We start from the raw sequence: 19193 nt of genomic DNA, 5'->3' as shown, positions 1-19193 counted from the left end.
AACTGCGAGAACATCTTTTAATTTGAAGGATCCTCGGAGGCTGTGGATGATTCTCGCTTTTTGTTCTGAGGTGTTCCCTCTAAACGCAGCCTCCTCAATTCTTTTAAATATGCATTCTCTATTCGTAGTTTAAGATTTTCATCTTCAAGTTGTTTAAGATACTCCGTTTCTACATTTATTTTTCTACTCTTATCAAGATTAGTATCTTTTGGTTTATCCACTTTTGGTCGCCGCCCCTTCTGTTTAGGTTTCAAGGCATCAGGTCCAGCAATACGATAATCATTAACCCATTTGCTTATTAATGGTGGATTATTAATTCCAACCGAAAGCGCTAAATCCTGATAAGAAACCTCTGTAGTTAGATACAACTCTACCACATGAAGCTTAAATTCGAAAGAGTAAGTTTGATTTTTTCGTTTTCTCATTAAACCATCAGAGCCAAATTCATTGTATGCAGAAACCCATTTTTGTAAGTCCCTCGTAGAAGAGATATTATATTTTTCAGATAGAAAAGCGAATCCGCCCTTTCCAGCTAAATATTCTTGTACAACTTTCATCTTAAATTCATAACTATATTTTGCCATTTAAAAACCGACCTCCCATCAGTTAGATTCTTAGGTCTAACTTTTGGGGGTCGGTTCATTCATTGATTACTTTATTTCTAATTATTACCGCAACATTTTTCTTAATAGCAGGTGCACCAGGAGATCCGATAGCGGCTAAAGTTGGACAAATGCCTGAAAAGGCACAGGGTGTAATTCGTGCTAGATACGGATTAGACAAACCAGTGACCGAAAGATATTTAATATATATGAAAAATCTTTTAACAACTGGGGATTTTGGAGAATCCATAATGTATACTGGAACATCTGCCAATGATGTTATTAAAAAAAATGCTCCAATTTCAGCAAAAATAGGTATTATAGCTGTAACTCTGCAGATTACCATTGGAGTTTGTCTGGGTTTGGTCTCGGCCCTCAATAGAGAGAAACTGGGAGATCATATAATAAGGGTTTGTGTTGTTTTAGCTATATGTATTCCAAGCTTTGTATTTGCGGCATTGTTACAATACTTTATAGCCTTCAAGTGGAAGCTAGCTCCTGTATTTGGCTGGGGACAGTTAAAACATTATATTTTACCAGTCACAGTATATGCCATTGGAGGTATAGCATCTTATACAAAATACATGAGAAGCAGTACAATCTCCGTAATCAACGAAGATTATATTATTACAGCAAAGGCAAAAGGATGTAAAAAGCAACGAATTGTTAGAAAACATATCCTAAGAAACTCGATGATTCCTATTGTTACTATGATTGGACCTGCAGTTGCAGGTATATTTGGAGGATCATTTATACTTGAAAAGATGTTTTCAATACCTGGACTTGGTAATTACTATGTAAAAGCTGTCTCAGACAGTGACTACACTATGATAATAGGTCTTACTATATTTTTTGCAATACTATATACTTTGGCACTAATCTCAGTAGATATTCTATATGGAATTGTTGATCCAAGAATTAGAGTTGCAAAATCTTAGACAAAAATAATAGCGAGGTAATGATAATATGAATAGTTTAGAAATTAATGCAAAAATAATTAATGATGAGATAATAACAGATGATATGTTTGAGAGAGTTGGTACAAAGGGATTATCTGGAGAAACATTAAACAAGCCTTCCTTAACTTATTGGGCAGATGTTTGGAGAAGGTTCAAAGCGAATAAGTTAGCAATTGTAGGATTGATACTTTTAATATTAGTTGTACTAACCATATATATTGGACCACTACTGTCAGGTAAAGATTATCAGTACATGGATTCTTCAGTAAAAAGCTTGAAACCTAATAGTGAATATTGGTTTGGTACCGACGATATGGGTCGGGATATCTTTACTAGAGTATGTGTTGGTGGAAGGATATCCATATTAATTGGACTTAGTTGCACTTTAGTAATGTTTGTTATAGGTTCATTGTTAGGTGCTATTGCAGGTTTAAAAGGAGGCTTGGCTGATAATCTTATAATGAGATTTTCTGAGTTTATTGGGAACTTACCTTATTTAATTATTGTCCTAATACTCTCCATAGTACTAGGAAGAAGTATATTTTCTTTGGTGCTAGCAATGAGTCTTACATCTTGGGTGGGAACTACAAGGATGGTAAGAGGTCAAATACTTCAAATCAAAGAACAAGATTATGTTGAAGCAGCTAGAGCATTAGGTTCAGATACTAAGAGGATTATTATGAAACATCTTTTACCTAATACATTAGGAATTATAATGGTTACTATTACCATGTCGGTACCGTCATTTATTTTTGGTGAAGCATTTCTTAGCTATATAGGGTTAGGGGTAAGAGCACCTAAAACTAGTTGGGGTGCCTTAGCATCGGCAGGGCAGCAGAGATTAATGTTTTATCCTCATGAGTTATTCTTTCCTTGCTTGATGATTGTTTTGACTATGTTGGCATTTCACTTAATTGGTGATGGACTTTCAGATGCCTTAGACCCAAAGTTAAGAAAGTAGGTGTATTACATGAATGAAAAAAGATTACTTGAAATTAAAAATTTAAATGTTTCTTTTAATACCTATGCAGGTACTGCATATGCAGTTAGAGGTATTGATTTTCATTTGGATAGAGGAGAAAATCTTGCAATTGTAGGAGAGTCAGGATGTGGTAAAACAGTTACTGCAAAAGCAATTATGGGTTTATTACCAAGTCCTCAGTCTGTTGTTGGAAGAGAAGGTTCAGAGATTAATTTCAGCGGAAAAAATCTTCTGGATTTCAATGAGGAAGAGATGTCTAAAATTAGAGGTAAAGAAATTTCTATGATATTTCAAGACCCAATGACATCCTTAAATCCCACTATGAAAATTGGAGATCAAATTGCAGAAAGTGTTTTTTTGCATAATGATATGTCATATAGTGAAGCTAGAAATGTGGCTCTTAAGATGCTGGAACTAGTTAGAATACCTAATGCAAAGATAAGATTAAATCAATATCCATTTGAATTCTCAGGAGGAATGAGACAAAGGGCCATGATAGCAATCGCCCTTGCATGTAATCCAAAGATACTTATAGCCGACGAACCAACCACGGCATTAGATGTAACTATTCAAGCACAAATTATGGATTTAATAGCTGACTTGCAAAAAGAATTAAATACAGGGGTTATTTTAGTTACCCATGATTTAGGAGTTGTAGCAAGTGTTGCTGATAGAATACAGGTAATGTATGCAGGTAAAATTGTTGAGAGAGGAACTGTAGATGAAATTTTCTATAGCCCAAAACACCCTTATACCTTGGCTCTTTTAAAATCTGTACCAAAATTAAGCTCTAACAATAAAGAGACTTTATATTCTTTAACAGGTACACCTCCTGACTTAATAAAACCACCTGTTGGTTGTCCATTTGCACCGAGATGTGAATTTGGTATGACAGTTTGTAGAGTGAAATATCCTGAATCAATAAAATTTAGCAAAACACAAGAAAGTTCTTGTTGGCTACATGATGAAAGAGCTGACGTTAGAGGAGTGCCGCAGGAATTATTGTTAAGAGGTGAAGTCTATGGAAAATAAAGAGGTACTTATTCAAGTAAAAAACTTAAAAAAATATTTTAAAGTTGGAAGAAACAGCATGCTAAAAGCTGTAGATGATGTAAGCTTTAATATTTATAAAGGTGAAACCTTAGGCCTTGTTGGAGAATCAGGCTGTGGTAAAACAACTTGTGGAAAAACTGTAATGGGACTATATGAAGCCACAGGAGGAGAAGTTGTCTATGATGGAGTAGATATACATAGTTTCAATCATAGGGAAAAGAAGGAATTTACTAAAAAAGCCCAAATAATATTTCAAGATCCATATTCTTCATTGAATCCAAGAATGACAGTAGGAGCTATTATTGGAGAAGGTATAGATATACATGATCTGTACAAAGGAAAAGAGAGAGAAGAAAAGATTTTTGAGCTACTTGAAACTGTAGGATTAAATAGGGAGCATGCTTCTAGATTTCCCCACGAGTTTTCTGGAGGGCAAAGACAAAGAATTGGAATAGCAAGGGCATTAGCCATAGAGCCTGAATTCATTGTTTGTGATGAGCCTATTTCAGCACTTGATGTTTCAATACAAGCACAGGTTGTAAATCTTCTAATTGAATTGCAAAAAACAAGAGGACTTACTTATTTATTTATAGCACATGATTTATCAATGATTAAACATATTTCCGATAGAGTTGGTGTAATGTACCTTGGCAGCTTAGTAGAATTTGCAACTAGTGGTTCCCTTTACAAAAATCCATTGCATCCATATACACAAGCATTATTATCAGCAATTCCTATACCAGATCCTAATGAGGAAAAGGAAAAAAAGAGAATACCAATAGATGGGGAAATACCTAGTCCTATTAATCCTCTTCCTGGATGTAGATTTGCTTCTAGATGTAAATACGCGATGGAAATATGTAACAAAGAAATGCCATCTCTTGTAGAAGTGTACAATCAGCATTTCGTTGCTTGTCATATGGTAAAAAAATCCTAAGTCTTTAATAGCATTGGCTTTTAAAGTATAAAATCATTATCAATAAAGGAGGATAATATGAAAAAAATTAAGAAGGTAATTATTTTAGTTATTATTTTTGCATTATGCTTTGGTACATTAACAGGATGTGGAAAGAATGAAGAGGTACAAGTAGATACAGGTGATACAACCAGTGCAGAACAATCCAAAGATACAAAAGAAGATGAAATCCAAATGGATAAAGAGCAAGTATTTAGATATAGCGACAATAGTGATATAACAGGTCTTAATCCAATGTTAAACACTACAGCTCCTGATAATGGTGTTCATAATTTTGTTCTTGAGACCTTAGTTTCAGAAGTGACTGATGAAAAGGGGAATACAATAATAAAGCCAGCAGCTGCAGAAGATTGGAAAGTTACTCCTGATGGAACAGTATATACTTTTAAAATTAGAGAAGATGCTGTATGGAGTGACGGCGTGCCTGTAACTGCAAACGATTTTTTATTTACATTTAGAACAATGGCTACCCCGGAAGTAGGTTCTACTAATGCTTGGTTATTTGATGGAATAATTGTAAACTTTGGAGAATCACTTTACAACGATGGAACAAATCCAGAATATAACAAGAAACCAGAAGATATTGGTGTAAAAGTAATTGATGATAAAACAATTGAATTTACATTAGTTAAGCCATATGGATATTTCCTTGATTTACTTACAGGTGCAAAGCCAGTTAGACAAGATAAATATGAAGAATGGGGAACTGGATATGGATCATCCATAGATAAAGTTGTAATGAATGGACCTTTTTTACTTGAAAGCTGGGATCAAAATGTTCAAATGACTTTTGTTAAAAATGAGAAATATTGGGGCGCTTCAGATGTAAAACTCCAAAAAATTGAAAGAAAGCTTATTCAAGATCCTGCTACTGCTGCACAAGCGTTAATCAGCGGAGATATTGACGTTGTTGGAGCAAGAGACACTGAATGGATAGACCTTATTAATGCTGATGGAAGATTTGATATGAGTCTTACTCCTGGAAATGCACCTGAATTTTTCGGATTTAATTGTAGCAATAAATATTTTAAGAATCCAAAAATAAGGTTAGCATTCTCATTAGCATTTGATAGAGAAAAATATGTTGAAGATTTAAGAAATGGCAAAGCAGAACCACTTTATTCAATGATGCCATCCGTTATTAATGTGGGAGAAATACCATACATGGAGAGAACAAATGGTAAAAATGAAGTTATAAAGGATCTTTTGAAACAATATCCAGATCCAAAGGCTCTTTTAATAGAGGGACTTAAGGAAGAAGGCTTTGATCCAGATCCAGCTAAAATGGATGTTAGTTATGTAACTAGAGGTACAACTGAATATTCTAAGAAATCTGCAGAATGGTTATTACAACAGTGGAAAGAAAAGTTAGGTGTTGAAATAAAAATTGACATGATAGAGTGGAATGTTATGTGGGATAGAGTTCATGCTGGAGATTATGATATCTGTACTTCAGGTTGGGGACCATATTACAATGACCCTAATGGTTTATTAGAATTATATGAACCTGTCAATGGATATTTCAATAGTGATAAATCAGGCTGGTCTGGTCCAGATGCTGATAAGTTTGCTGAAATCTTAGCAAAGGCTTCTAATTCTCCAGATAATCAAGAAAGAGCAGAGTTATTTGTAGAGGCAGAAAAGATTCTTGTAGGTACAGCAGTAATAGTTCCTACGTACACAGCTTCATCAACATTCTTTACAGCTAAATATGTGAAGAATTACCATTTCAATTCAATTTCTGGTGTAGACTACACTAAAGTATATATCTCTGGGAGATAGAAAACCACTAGGATTTAATTAATGTTAATAACCCCTTAATTGAATGGAGCAAGACATAGGCTAATTATAAACTATGTCTTGCTCTAAATCACTAATAATTACTCATAAATAAGACCAGCTATTAAATGTCAAGAAAAAATTTAATTTATTTTGCCTTGGAAATTATAAAATTTATGTCAGAACTCAATCAAGGGAAAAAGAGTCCCTTGACAGAGCCTGCCACAAATTCTTATGTAAAATTAGGCAAAACAAATAAGCCTAAGTCAAGAGTTTGGAGATTAGGCTGAATTTATACTTAAACATACAATTAGTTAATATTTGGAACATATGGTTTATTATTAGAAAGTACAGCAAAAATAATATTACACACCTTTCTAGCTACAGCACCTATGGCTGTGAGGTGATGCTTACCGCGTGCTCTTAACGATTGATAGTACAAAGACAATGCTGGATCTTTAAAAGCTGCAACAGTAGCAGCTAGCCAAATTGCTCTACGAAGATAAGGAGAACCACGTTTAGATATTTTAGTATGTGTTCCGATAAAGTCTCCAGATTGTTTTACAGAAGCATCAAGACCTGCATAGGCTACCAACTGGGATGCTGATTCAAAACGTGAAATATCACCAATTTCTCCGATAATAACAGCACCAAGAATATCACCAATTCCAGTGATTGTAGTGATAATCTGATTAGTTCTATGAAGCAAAGTAGCTATTTCATTTTCAAGATCCTTCAACTGTCCTTCGATAAAGTTGATTTGAGCAATGATTTGTTTAATTTGGAAAGTAAAGGCATCTTTTGCAAAACTAATACCAAAAGTATTAGAAGCAATTTCCTGTATTTCAGAAGCCTTGGAGATTCCAAATCGACCTCTACTTGCTGCAGATAAAAGCTTAGAAAGAGTATCAGTATCTATAGATAGTATATCCTCAGGAGTAGGGTAGTTAGAGAGTAGCTCCCTAGATGTAACTCCAAATGTATCAGAGAAAAGCTTTGAGTACTCAGGGAAAACCTGATCTAACAATGCAATACACTTGCGTTTCCAGTCTGAGCATTCATCTACCAAAGAAAAACGATAGCGAGAAAGTTGGCGTAAAGCCATAATATCTTCATCAGCTAAAGAAGTAGTTGAAAACTCACCAAAACGCATGATTTGGGCTATGATAAAAGAATCTTTAGAGTCATTTTTAGTTTGTCTAATATACATTTTTCTAAATGCTTCAGATTGGATAGGATTAATAACATAGACTGTAAATCCAAGATTCAATAGATGAGAATAAAGACTAAGCCAGTAATGACCAGTAGCTTCCATTCCAATAATAACATTGGAGGAATCAGCTTCAAATTTATTAAGTAAGGAAAGTAGCTTATTGCTTCCAGACTCAGAATTTGAAAAAGTAATACTTTTATCTAAAAGCTTACCATTAGAATCAATAATAGAAGCTTCATGGTTTTTCTTAGCAATATCAATACCAACATAAAACATAAAATCACCAGCTTTTAGAATATTAACAGATAAAGACTAGAACCTCTCTACTTTACACAATACAACCTCGTTAGATATTCAGTAACTAGGTACTATCCAGCTCATTCGCATATGGATGTAAAGAAGAGGCGTAACCCTTATTTAGGAAGACAACGCTTCAAGGAGGAGATCTACGACCCCTATCTGTACAAATATTATCTCATAAGAACAGTGAGATAGAAAAGAGATACAGTTATTAAACTGTAACTATATTATACGAGGAGGAGTAAGAAATTTGATTATTAAAAATGGAAATATTCATGTAGGCAATGGTATTGTTTTAGATGACCATGATATCTTAATAGAGAATGGAATTATAAAAGAGATAGGTAAAAACATTATAGTAGAAAATAAAAAGATAATTGATGCAAGAGATAAGGAGGTTTTTCCGGGATTTATTGATCCAGTAAGCAGCTTTGGGTGTATGGATATTTCTTTTAGCATAAAGGACCATAATGAAGCTTCAAACCCTATAACTCCAGAGTCTAAAATAAAATATTCATTTAACCATAGGGAAATTGATTTAGAGGAGCTATATAAAGTAGGTATAACAACTATAGGAGCATCCCCTGGAAATACAAATATTATAGGAGGTCAAATGGCTGCATATAGGACTTGGGGCAAAAATTCAAGTACTATGTTAATAAGAGAACCTGTTGGTATGAAAGGCTCTATTGTTAACAATGTTAAAGATTACTATGGTAAGAAAAATATATGCCCGATGACAAGAATGGGAGTATTTTCAAAGCTAGAAGAGTTTTTAAATAATAGATCAGAAGCCAACAAGGAAATAGTAGATGATATTTTAGGGGGCAGATTACCTTTATTTATTACGGCCAATAAATCAGCTGAAATAAACGCTCTTCTTCATCTTATCAAAGAATTTGGCGATATAAAGCTTAATATTGTAGGTGCTTATCAAGCAGATAGATGTATTGATAGCATAAAAGATGCAGGAGCTTCTATTATAGTTGGAGAGCAGATATATCTTACAGAGAGAAGATATAATGAAACAGATTTATATAAGATTGCGGAGCTTCAAAAGGAAGGAAATTTAATAAGTTTTACACTTACTAGTACTTATGGGACAGGAGGTAAGGTAAAGTACCTTTGGAATGCCATAGAGTTTTATAAAGTGGGGGTTGATAAGGAAGAAATTATCAAAATGATGACATTAAATCCTGCTAAGATGCTAGGTATAGATCATATACTGGGAAGTATTGAAGAAGGAAAGTTTGCAGATATAGTCATATATAATAAGAATCCCATTGAATTCTATGATTCAAGAGTTGCTAATACAATAGTTCATGGTGAGCTTGTTTATGGTGAGGAGGGATTCCAGTGTTAGTAATAAAAAATGCAAGAATTTTTACAATGGCTGATAGAATAATAGAAAAAGGATATATAATCGCTGATGATGGCAAAATTCTTAAGATTGATAAACATAATGAAGTATTGTTAGACTATATTGTTTCAAGTCGTAAGGAAGTGGAAGTATTTGATGCTGATGGTATGGTAGTACTTCCGGGATTTATAGATTGTCATTCACATATAGGTGGTATGAATTTTAGTGAAGCAACTGCCGTTGATGATTTAAATGAGATGACTAACAATATAACTGCTAGTATGGAAGCAATATATGGTATTGATCCAGATTCTCAGGATTTTAGATATGCTTATGAAAATGGTATAACTACATTGGGAATTACACCAGGTAGTGGAAATGTTATATGTGGATTAGTTTTTGCTTCTAAGACCTATGGTGATAATATATTTGAAATGACGATTAAAAACCCTGTTGCTTTAAAAGTTGCTTTAGGCGGAAATCCTAAGAGAACTTATGGAGATAGAAATCAAGCGCCATCTAGTAGAATGGCTATTCCTAGTATAATATTGGATTTATTTAATAAAGCTGAGAAATATCTAAGTCATAAGGAAGAGGCTGAATTGGGCAAGAAAGAAATGCCTAAATACGATAAGGATTTAGAGGTCATTATACCAGTGCTAAAGAAAGAACTCCCATTGAAGATACATTGTACTCAATTTGATATGATGACTGCAATAGAAGTGGCAAAGAAGCTTGGTTTTGAATTTTCTCTTGATCATGCATGGGGAGCTAGTGATTATATTGAGGAAATAGTAGAGTCTAAATGCTCAATAGTTTTTGGACCTATTGGTTCTATTAAAAGCTTTGGAGAAGGCAGAATAGTTGATATAGAAAGTGTAGTTGAATTGGATAATAGAGGTGTATTAACTGCTCTGACTTCAGACGCTCCAATAATTAGTATAGATAGCTTGATTCATCATGCTGGGGAAGCTGTTAGAGAAGGATTAGAGGTGGAAAGAGCTCTAAGAATGATAACAATAAATGCTGCAAAGGTATTAGGCATAGATAATAGAGTGGGTTCCTTAGAGGAAGGAAAGGATGCTGATATCTTGATATTTGAAGGAATACCGGCATACAATACTAATGCAAAATTAATAAAAACCATTATAGATGGTAAAGTTGTATATTCTTCTAATACATAGAAGATTAATTAAGAGTTTCATAAGAATCCAATATAATAGAGGTGTGAAGTGGTTTATATAATAGTTGCTTTTTCAATTATAGCGGGAATAGACAAGATACTAAATAATAGATTTGGACTGGGAGAAAAGTTTGATGAGGGATTTAAAGCTTTGGGGGAATTGGCTTTAACTATAATTGGTATTTATAGCTTATCACCAGTTATAGCGAAATATTTTATGTTTATACTAAATCCTTTAGCCAATCTGATCAATGCTGATCCTTCAGTTTTTCTCAGTAGTATTCTGGCTGTAGATTTAGGGGGATATACAACGAGTATTGAAATAGCAAAGTCTGAAGTTATCGGTAAGCTTAATGGACTTATACTAGCTTCTATGTTAGGCGCTACGATTTCATTTACTATTCCAGTTGCAGTAGGACTTGTATCTAAGAAAGATTTTAAATTTTTTGCTAAAGGAATTTTAGCAGGTATTACTACTTTGCCCCTCGGGATGGTTGTAGGCGGAGCTATGATGAATATAGGATTTATGGATATTGTTTTTAATCTAATACCTGTTCTTATATTCTCGATTATAATAATTTTGGGATTACTCAAATCTCCAAATAATATGGTTAAAATCTTCAATATAATAGGTAAGATTATAATGGGGATTAGTACCATTGGTTTGATTATAAGTATTATTAGTTTTATGTTTGGATATGAATTAGTTCCTGGTATGATACCTCTGGAGGAAGGGGTTATACTTGTGATTAAAATTGGCATTATATTGTCTGGGGCTTATCCTATGTTTTATTTCTTATCAAGAAAGTTGCACCGATATCTATCTAAAATAGGTAAAAAATTTGAACTAGATCAATATTCTATATTAGGGATATTTACTTCTCTAGCTAATTGTATTCCAATGCTAGGAATTTATGATAAAATGAATGAAAAAGGAAAGGTATTAAATGCTGCTTTTATTGTATCTGGTGCATTTACTTTTGGGGGACAGCTGGGATATATATCATCAGTTTCACCTGAGACAATTAATCCATTTATAGTTAGTAAGTTAATAGGAGGAATTAGTGCTATTTTTATAGCAATATTATTAGTAAGATTAGAAAAGTCTAAGGAGGTCAAGTATGACAATTAATGAAAGAGTTAGTAAGTTAAGACATTTAATGAAGGATAGAGGAATTACTGCCTATATCGTAAATACAGCTGATCCACATCAATCTGAATATGTAGCTGATTACTACAAAGGAAGAGTATGGATATCAGGGTTTACAGGTTCAGCTGGTACTGTAGTCATCACTCAAGAGGAAGCAATTCTCTGGACTGATGGTAGATATTTCATTCAAGCTGAGAATGAATTAGCTGGTAGTGAATATAAGTTATTTAAAATGAGAATCCCTGGATTTCCAACTTATACTGAATGGTTAAAAGAGAAATTGAATGATGGGGATTCTTTAGGTTTTGACGGAAAAACATTTCCAGAGTCTTCTGTCCAAAACTTGGAAAAAGAATTTAAAGAAAAGAAGATAAAGTTTGTTGATGAATTTGATCTAGTAGGGGAGATTTGGGAAGATAGACCTAGACTTTCTAAAGAAGAGGCTTTTTTACATGATATAAAATATACTGGAAAAACTAGCAGAGAGAAAATAGAAGAAGTTAGGATAGAGATGAAAAAATATTGTGCAGATTATTTCCTGTTAGGTAGCCTAGATGATATAGCTTGGCTTTATAATATAAGAGGTAAAGATGTAGAGAATAATCCTGTAATTATATCCTATGGACTGATTTCAATGGACAAGGCATATCTATTTACAGATAAAGATAAGATAAATGAAGAAGTAGAAATCTTTTTAAATCAAAATGGAGTGGAAGTAGCAGAATATGAAGAAGTGGCGGATTATGTGAATGCTATAGATAAGAATTCCAAGGTGTTTTTAGATAAAAATAAGATTAACAGATGGCTTTACAAATCTATTCCATCGGAATGTAAAATAATTAGTGAAACTAATATAACCACTAAACTTAAAGGGATTAAAAACCCTACAGAAATTGAAAACCAAAGTAATGCCTATATTAAAGATGGAGTTGCTTTGGTAAAATTCTTTCATTGGCTTGATAAGAATGTAGGAAATATTCCAGTTACTGAAATGTCAGCACAGGATAAATTATTAGAATTTAGGAAAGAGCAAGAAGGCTTTATTGAACCAAGTTTTGGTACTATCTCGGCATATAGAGAAAATGCAGCTATGATGCATTATTCAGCTAGTGAAAATTCTAATGCAGAGATAAAGAAAGAAGGATTATATCTAGTTGATTCTGGTGGTCAATACTATGATGGAACAACTGATATTACTAGAACCATGGTTATGGGTCCTATAACTGATGAAGAAAAAAGGGACTTTACTTTAACATTAAAAGCTCATATCAATTTGGGCAATGCTAGATTTCTTTATGGTGCAACAGGTCATAGCCTCGATGTCTTGGCAAGATATCCATTGTGGCAGGAAGGTATAGACTATAAATGCGGTACTGGACATGGTGTTGGATTTTTACTTAATGTACATGAGGGACCTCATGGTTTTGCCATGGTAGCAAATACTGTAGTACTTGAAGCAGGAATGATAGTAACTATAGAACCAGGTGTATATAAAGAGGGTAGTCATGGGGTAAGAATAGAAAATGTGGCAGTAGTACAAGAAGACATTTTAACAGATTCAGGTCAATTTATGAAATTTGAAACAATATCCTTTGTTCCAATAGATTTAGAAGGAATAGATGTAGAGTTATTAACTGAAAATGAAAGAACATGGCTAAATGAATATCATAAAGATGTATTTAGTAAACTTTCGTCCTATTTGAATGATGAAGAAAGAGCTTGGTTAAAGGAAGAAACCAGAAGTATATAAAAAAAGCAAGGGGTTCCCTTGCTTTTTACTCTTTAGGAAGCGTATTATTCCTCTTTCTTATAAACTTCCATACTACATAAGCTACAACTCCTATGATTATTCCATATGGAAGGAAATATATAAAGGATATAATTAAGTTTTCAATATTGTAGGTAAAGAAATATAAAGAATCTTTAAATGCATTTCCTACCTTAGTCCAGAAAGGAGTTTTTATATTTTCACCGGGAGTTAGTTTTGCCACTTCTTCAAGATAGAAATTAACAGTACTATAATTTACCTTATCATCCATATCCATTATATTAGCAGTTAAATTTTCCTTTTCATAAATAATATTGGTAAGTTGATTTTCAAGAGCTATTATATCTTCCATTTTCTCTGCTTTCTTTAGCAGATCAAGTATTCTTCCTTCCTTAACTTCTAAAACCTTTAGTCTAGATTCTGTATCTCGATACTGTTTAGTAATATCTACTTTAGAAGTGTTTTCAGAGATTATATTTCCAATTTCCTTTAATTCATTTTTAAAAGTATCCAGATTTTCCCTTGGAATTCTAATTGAATACTGAGAATGCTTTAAACTAGTAGAATAAACATAATTATTGTAGGAGATATCTGAATTCTCAATATAACCCTTATATTTACCTATGAGAGAATTTAACTTTTCAACAGTAGCCATAAATTCTTTTGTTTGCATAGAAATTGATACTGTGGTAATTATCTTATCAGGCTCGATTAGATCATATTCGGATTTTTTATCTTCACCTACACTATCCATGCCTCTTTCTTCATTTTCGGCTGATGGTTCAGCAGGAGCCCTATCCTGAACAGACATATCATAGGATTCAGATTTTTTTGCACTACATCCTGAAACTATCAAAGCAAAAACTAAAACCATTATAAAGATTGATTTTCTATTCCTCATTTTATTCATCTCCTTTAGCTAAATTATACAATAATTTGGTAAAGGAGGGGTTACAAAAACCTTACAATATCATATATTTTAAGGAAGTTTAATTAATTTTTTAAAGAGGTTTTTAGGTATTGCTTTAGTCAAGAATAGAACAAAAATATAAGCTAGACTGCCAGCTAATAAGCTAGATACAAACCCTAAGGTGCTAATGTTTTGAAGGTTTCCTATATCATGGATAGATAAATAGATAAACCCAATCATAAATATAGAAGCAACTAAAGGTTTTCCTATAATATCTATATAGTCAATATCAAATTTTACTACAGACCGTATTGCAATAAGATTCAAGATTAAAATCACTGTATTAGAACCATAAAAAGAAATAAAAATTCCATTTACTCCAAATCTGGGGTTTCCCACGAAAATATATATAAGAATTATTCGGAGAATCATACCTATTATACTATTGACAGTAGCACTGGTTTGCTTATTAAGACCCAATAGTATGCCCGAGAAGGTATGTTGTAGTGCCAACAAAACAGTACCATAAGCCATTACATGTATAAAATTAGCCACTAGAGGGTCATTGTATAAAAGGATAGCTAATGGTTTAGAGAGTCCTACATATAAAGACATCAGAGGAAGTGCTACTAACAAAGTGACTTTGATAGATAAATGTATATCTCTTTTTATATCTTTATATCTCTTCAAAGCTATCTGCTCTGATAAGCTAGGTATTAGATTGATAACTAAAGCAGATGTAACTATAAAGGATAATCCAATCAAGGGCATGGTCATTCCCATAATTCTCCCAAATATTGAGATAGACTCACTACTAGTATATCCTGCAGCCATAAGTCTGTTAGGTATAAGGATTGTGTTGATAAATCTTAGGATAACACCAAATGATCCTGAGATAGTTAAAGGTATAGACATATATAAAACCTTAATTAAGCAAGATTTTTCATTTTTTTTATCAATTGGGTAATTGCTCTTAGTTTTATATAGCCGTCTTTTAGAGAATAGTGACCACATAAGGTCGAAGAATTCTCCAATACTGATTCCTAGAATAGCTATGGTAGCTCCATGTATAGGTTCTACAGGGCACACATAATAAAGAATGCCCACGATAATGATGAATCTGGTCAAATGCTCGATTATCTGTGCAATACTGGGGGTTATCATATCCTTCATACCATAGAAATATGATCTCAATATTGAGCTTGCAGAAAGAATAATAATAGCTGGAATCATGAAATATACACCAAGCACCATATCTTTGCTTTTAAGCATCTTAATAGAAATGAATTCAGAAAATAATAGTAGGATTATACTAATTATAATAGAAGCAAAAAGGTTAAAAGTAAGGGTTGAATTAAATATGCTTTCTACATTATTATAATTCTTTTTAGAGTTTTCTTGAGCTACTAACTTTGTTACAGACGTAGGAATTCCAGAAGTAGTTATAATTAAGAAAGTCATAAGGGTGGACATGGAAATTTGAAATAATCCCATGGCTTCTGCTCCTAGAAATTTTGATAGAGCAACTTCATAAGCAAACCCAATGATTTTCATAAGAAAGTTCATAAAAACCATAATAATTGATCCGTAAATAAATCTATTTTTATTCAAAAAATCACCTCTTGAAAATAGTCAGATATTTATTTATATGTTTTATAAAAGAGAAAATTCTAAGGAGATTTTTTAATACTATGATTATGCTATCTTTGTTGTAGGTAGGATTTTTCAATGATATAATATTGTAGTACAAAATAATGACTTTACAAGGGGGCTAATATGGAGAAGGATCTAACCACAAAAAAATATAAAGTATTATGGGCAGCTACATTAACTAATGTCATAGCAGGTTTAGTGTACATATGGAGTGTAATTAGCAAAGCATTAATTGAAGATCTTAATTGGACCAGTAAGGAAGCATCACTTCCTTATACAATGGTTACAGTGTTTTTTGTAATTGCCATGGTTATATTTGGGAAGATACAAGATGAAAAAGGTCCAAAATTAACAGTTACAATTGGGGGTATATTAATGGGGGCGGGTCTCATATTCTCAGGGATATTTACAGATCCAAAGATTATGATACTAACCATGGGGGTAATAGCTGGAACTGGAATAGGCACTGTAAATGCATCTACAGTACCGCCAGCAGTAAAATGGTTTCCCCATGAAAAGAAGGGAATGATAACTGGAATAGTAGTAGCTGGTGTCGGTTTATCTTCCGTATTCTATTCGCCATTAGCAAATTATTTGATAGATAAAGTAGGAATATCTAAGACTTTTATCTACATAGGAGTTGGAGCTTTAATTCTCACATTGATATTGGCACAGTTATTGGAGAACCCCCCTGAAGGTTTCTTGTCTCAGAAAACTACTTCTACTGAAAAGAAAAAAGATAAAGCATCTAATGATTTCACATGGAAGGAAATGATAAAGACACTGAATTTCTATAAACTTTGGCTTATGTTGACCTTTTCATCTTCTGCGGGTCTAATGATTATAGGACATGTATCCAGTATCGCTAAAAGCCAAGTAAATTGGCAAGCAGGATTTATATTAGTAATTTTGCTTTCTATATTTAATGCTCTTGGGAGAATATTGGGAGGCACTCTATCAGATAAAATAGGAAGAGTAAGTCTTATGAAAATGGTATTTATTCTACAAGGAGTAAATATGTTTCTATTTGCCAAATATTCAAATATAGGTCTTCTAGCAATAGGGGTGGCCATAGCAGGCTTATGCTATGGTGCGGGGTTTTCAGTTTTTCCTGCAACTGTAACAGATTTATATGGAATAAAGAATTTTGGAATAAATTATGGTCTTACCTATACGGGATGGGGAGTTGGAGGGATTATAGGTCCTATGACAGCAGCAGCGATTTTTGACTCCACCCATAACTATAATACTGCATATATAGTAGCAGGAATACTTCTTGTAATATCAACTATAATTGCATTTACATTTAAGTCTGAAAGGCAAGAAGGTTAGATATATTATGGTTAAAGATAAAAAAGCTAGAGGCAACCTCTAGCTTTTAATGATTACATCCTTCTCCTTTACATCCCTTAGCTAAATGATATAAAGTCTTTACAGGAACTCCCGTAGCTCCCTTAGGTAAATATCCTCTTTCAGATGATAGAAAAGCAGTTCCAGCTATATCTAAATGAACCCAAGGAGTATTGTTTACAAACTCTTCTAAGAAAAGTCCAGCAGTTATTGTGCCTGCTCCCCTTCCGCCGGTATTTTTTAAATCACCAACAGTTCCTTTTATTAAATCTCTATATTCATCATTTGAAGGCATTTGCCATACTGGCTCACCTGCTAATTCTGCAGCATCTTTGACTTTATTCATTAAACTTTCATCATTAGTTACAGCTCCAGTATTTATGCTGCCTAAAGCAACAACACATGCTCCAGTAAGAGTAGCTATATCGATTATTTGATTTGCTTTTTCCACTGTTGCAGCATACCATAATGCATCTGCCAAAGTTAATCTACCTTCTGCATCAGTACTTGATACCTCTATAGTTTTTCCAGCCATGGATCCAACTATATCTCCAGGTTTATATGCTTCTCCAGAGATTAAGTTTTCACAAGCTGCCACAATTGCAACAACATTCTTCTTTAGCTTAGATCTAGCGATTGATTTCATTGTACCAATTACAGAAGCAGATCCGGCCATATCGTTATACATATTTATCATGCTATCTCCAGGTTTTATAGAATATCCACCTGAATCATAGGTAAGTCCTTTACCAACGAGAGCAAGTTTTTCCTCTGATGCACTATCTCCATTCCATTTCATTACTATAAATTGAGGTGGAATAGCAGAGCCTTTAGATACAGCTAGAAATGCTTTCATTTCCATTTCTTCTATTTTATCTTTGCCATAAACTTCTACTTCAACTCCTAAGCCTGTTAATTCTTCTTTAGCTCTTTTAGCAAGCTCTACAGGAGTCATTGCCATTGCAGGCTCATTAACTAGATCTCTTGCTAGGAATATACCTTCAATAATATTGTTAATTTCTTCAATTCCTTCTTCAACCTTATCTTTTCTATCTTCTAATACATTTAAGAAAAACTCTTTAACTGTAGGTTTTGTTTTCTTTTTTGATAGATATTTTTCAAATGCATATTCTGATTGTAAAAGACCCTCTGCTATGGCCATATTAGTCTTTCTATAGCAAAGATTTTCAAATTTAGGTACTTCTACTTCTGCTGATTCTACCTTATATTTCATCAATTCTTTACCTAGTTTATAAAAAGTTTTTCTAAGAGACTCAAGGGTTAATTTTTCTTCTTCTCCTAGTCCCAATAGAATTACATTATTTCCCTTAGGAGAAATGTCTGAATAAATTTCACCACAGGTACCCTTAAAAATTTCTCTTTCCTTCAAATAGCTATATAATTCAGGTGAGCTATCTAAATTATCTTGTCCCTTAAATACTAGAAGAACTTTTATTTCTCCGCCTTTACCAACTAATATCTTCAATCAAAACACCCCTTTTAATTTATTTAGACACTCTAATTATATCAGATATAATTAGAAAAAAATAGACAAAAAAAGAATAGTAGATTTACTATCCTTTTAATTACTTAAATTTTTAATTGTGCATTGTGCATTGTGAATTGTTAATTGAATATTGGTGGGCGGTATAGGACTCGAACCTACGACTTTCACCACGTCAAGATGACACTCTACCAGCTGAGTTAACCACCCTTAAATAGTTCTATAATATATTATCATAAAATTAAAGAATTTACAATATATTAGACTGGAATCCTGTATATAATTAGAGTATAATTTATATAGTTGGAGGTGTACTATGAATAGATCAAAAATGACCAAAATTATAATATATTTACTTATAGCATCTTTTATAATATCTATTATTGTACCAATTATAACAGTAGCAATGAGTTAGGATATTGCCAAGGGAAGGGGTTCTCTTGGCAATATA

At 33.1% G+C, this 19193-nt stretch carries 15 protein-coding genes and 1 tRNA gene; 10 read left to right on the top strand and 6 right to left on the bottom strand.

Features of this window, described 5'->3' with window-relative positions; genetic code table 11:
- Positions 1-17: 17 nt before the first annotated feature.
- A complete protein-coding gene (locus KQI38_RS14625) occupies positions 18-584 on the bottom strand; it encodes a helix-turn-helix domain-containing protein (protein WP_246565857.1) in 567 nt (188 codons plus the stop codon).
- Between the two features lie 62 nt (positions 585-646).
- On the opposite strand from KQI38_RS14625, the gene KQI38_RS14620 reads away from it, so the two are divergent.
- From KQI38_RS14620 to KQI38_RS14600, 5 genes are read left to right on the top strand one after another with little or no spacing between them, the layout of a single operon-like run.
- Positions 647-1540, top strand: coding sequence for an ABC transporter permease (locus KQI38_RS14620; protein ID WP_216560710.1), 894 nt, complete (start codon positions 647-649; stop codon positions 1538-1540).
- A 28-nt stretch (positions 1541-1568) separates the two neighbouring features.
- Positions 1569-2522: an ABC transporter permease gene (locus KQI38_RS14615; protein WP_094902431.1), complete on the top strand. Its 954-nt coding sequence runs from the start codon at positions 1569-1571 to the stop codon at positions 2520-2522.
- Positions 2523-2531: 9 nt separating this feature from the next.
- Positions 2532-3575, top strand: a complete 1044-nt coding sequence (locus tag KQI38_RS14610; protein WP_094902433.1) for an ABC transporter ATP-binding protein — start codon at positions 2532-2534, stop codon at positions 3573-3575.
- Complete coding sequence (locus KQI38_RS14605) at positions 3565-4533, top strand: ABC transporter ATP-binding protein (RefSeq protein ID WP_216560708.1); 969 nt, start codon at positions 3565-3567, stop codon at positions 4531-4533. Before KQI38_RS14610 ends, KQI38_RS14605 begins: the two co-directional genes overlap by 11 nt.
- Positions 4534-4590: 57 nt before the next feature.
- On the top strand, positions 4591-6354 hold the full coding sequence (locus KQI38_RS14600) for a peptide ABC transporter substrate-binding protein (protein ID WP_216560703.1): 1764 nt from the start codon (positions 4591-4593) through the stop codon (positions 6352-6354).
- A 307-nt stretch (positions 6355-6661) separates the two neighbouring features.
- On the opposite strand, the gene KQI38_RS14595 is transcribed toward KQI38_RS14600, so the two are convergent.
- A complete protein-coding gene (locus KQI38_RS14595) occupies positions 6662-7840 on the bottom strand; it encodes an IS110 family RNA-guided transposase (protein ID WP_216560701.1) in 1179 nt (392 codons plus the stop codon).
- Positions 7841-8114: 274 nt separating this feature from the next.
- Here KQI38_RS14595 and KQI38_RS14590 point away from each other — a divergent pair, with 274 nt between their 5' ends.
- From KQI38_RS14590 to KQI38_RS14575, 4 genes are read left to right on the top strand one after another with little or no spacing between them, the layout of a single operon-like run.
- Positions 8115-9227 (top strand): amidohydrolase family protein, encoded by a 1113-nt coding sequence (locus tag KQI38_RS14590; RefSeq protein WP_216560699.1) that lies wholly within the window; start codon positions 8115-8117, stop codon positions 9225-9227.
- Entirely contained in the window at positions 9221-10408 is a 1188-nt protein-coding gene (locus tag KQI38_RS14585) for an amidohydrolase family protein (protein ID WP_216560697.1), read from the top strand. Before KQI38_RS14590 ends, KQI38_RS14585 begins: the two co-directional genes overlap by 7 nt.
- A 48-nt stretch (positions 10409-10456) precedes the next feature.
- A complete protein-coding gene (gene eutH / locus KQI38_RS14580; protein WP_094902441.1) occupies positions 10457-11539 on the top strand; it encodes an ethanolamine utilization protein EutH in 1083 nt (360 codons plus the stop codon).
- Positions 11529-13307, top strand: coding sequence for an aminopeptidase P family protein (locus tag KQI38_RS14575; RefSeq protein WP_216560695.1), 1779 nt, complete (start codon positions 11529-11531; stop codon positions 13305-13307). Before eutH ends, KQI38_RS14575 begins: the two co-directional genes overlap by 11 nt.
- Before the next feature lie 25 nt (positions 13308-13332).
- On the opposite strand, the gene KQI38_RS14570 is transcribed toward KQI38_RS14575, so the two are convergent.
- Positions 13333-14226, bottom strand: coding sequence for a DUF4349 domain-containing protein (locus KQI38_RS14570; RefSeq protein WP_158220055.1), 894 nt, complete (start codon positions 14224-14226; stop codon positions 13333-13335).
- Positions 14227-14304: 78 nt separating this feature from the next.
- Positions 14305-15846 (bottom strand): putative polysaccharide biosynthesis protein, encoded by a 1542-nt coding sequence (locus KQI38_RS14565; RefSeq protein WP_216560693.1) that lies wholly within the window; start codon positions 15844-15846, stop codon positions 14305-14307.
- Between the two features lie 165 nt (positions 15847-16011).
- Between KQI38_RS14565 and KQI38_RS14560 the strand changes: the two genes are divergently transcribed.
- On the top strand, positions 16012-17220 hold the full coding sequence (locus KQI38_RS14560) for an L-lactate MFS transporter (protein WP_216560691.1): 1209 nt from the start codon (positions 16012-16014) through the stop codon (positions 17218-17220).
- Between the two features lie 46 nt (positions 17221-17266).
- On the opposite strand, the gene KQI38_RS14555 is transcribed toward KQI38_RS14560, so the two are convergent.
- Positions 17267-18724, bottom strand: a complete 1458-nt coding sequence (locus KQI38_RS14555; RefSeq protein WP_216560689.1) for a leucyl aminopeptidase — start codon at positions 18722-18724, stop codon at positions 17267-17269.
- Positions 18725-18876: 152 nt separating this feature from the next.
- Positions 18877-18952, bottom strand: a tRNA-Val gene (locus tag KQI38_RS14550).
- Positions 18953-19193 lie beyond the last annotated feature (241 nt).

The sequence above is a fragment of the Tissierella carlieri genome, assembly GCF_018917285.1.
Lineage (GTDB): Bacteria > Bacillota > Clostridia > Tissierellales > Tissierellaceae > Tissierella > Tissierella carlieri.
The sequence above is the reverse complement of the archived record's forward strand: the minus strand, read 5'-3'. Positions and strand labels throughout refer to the sequence as shown.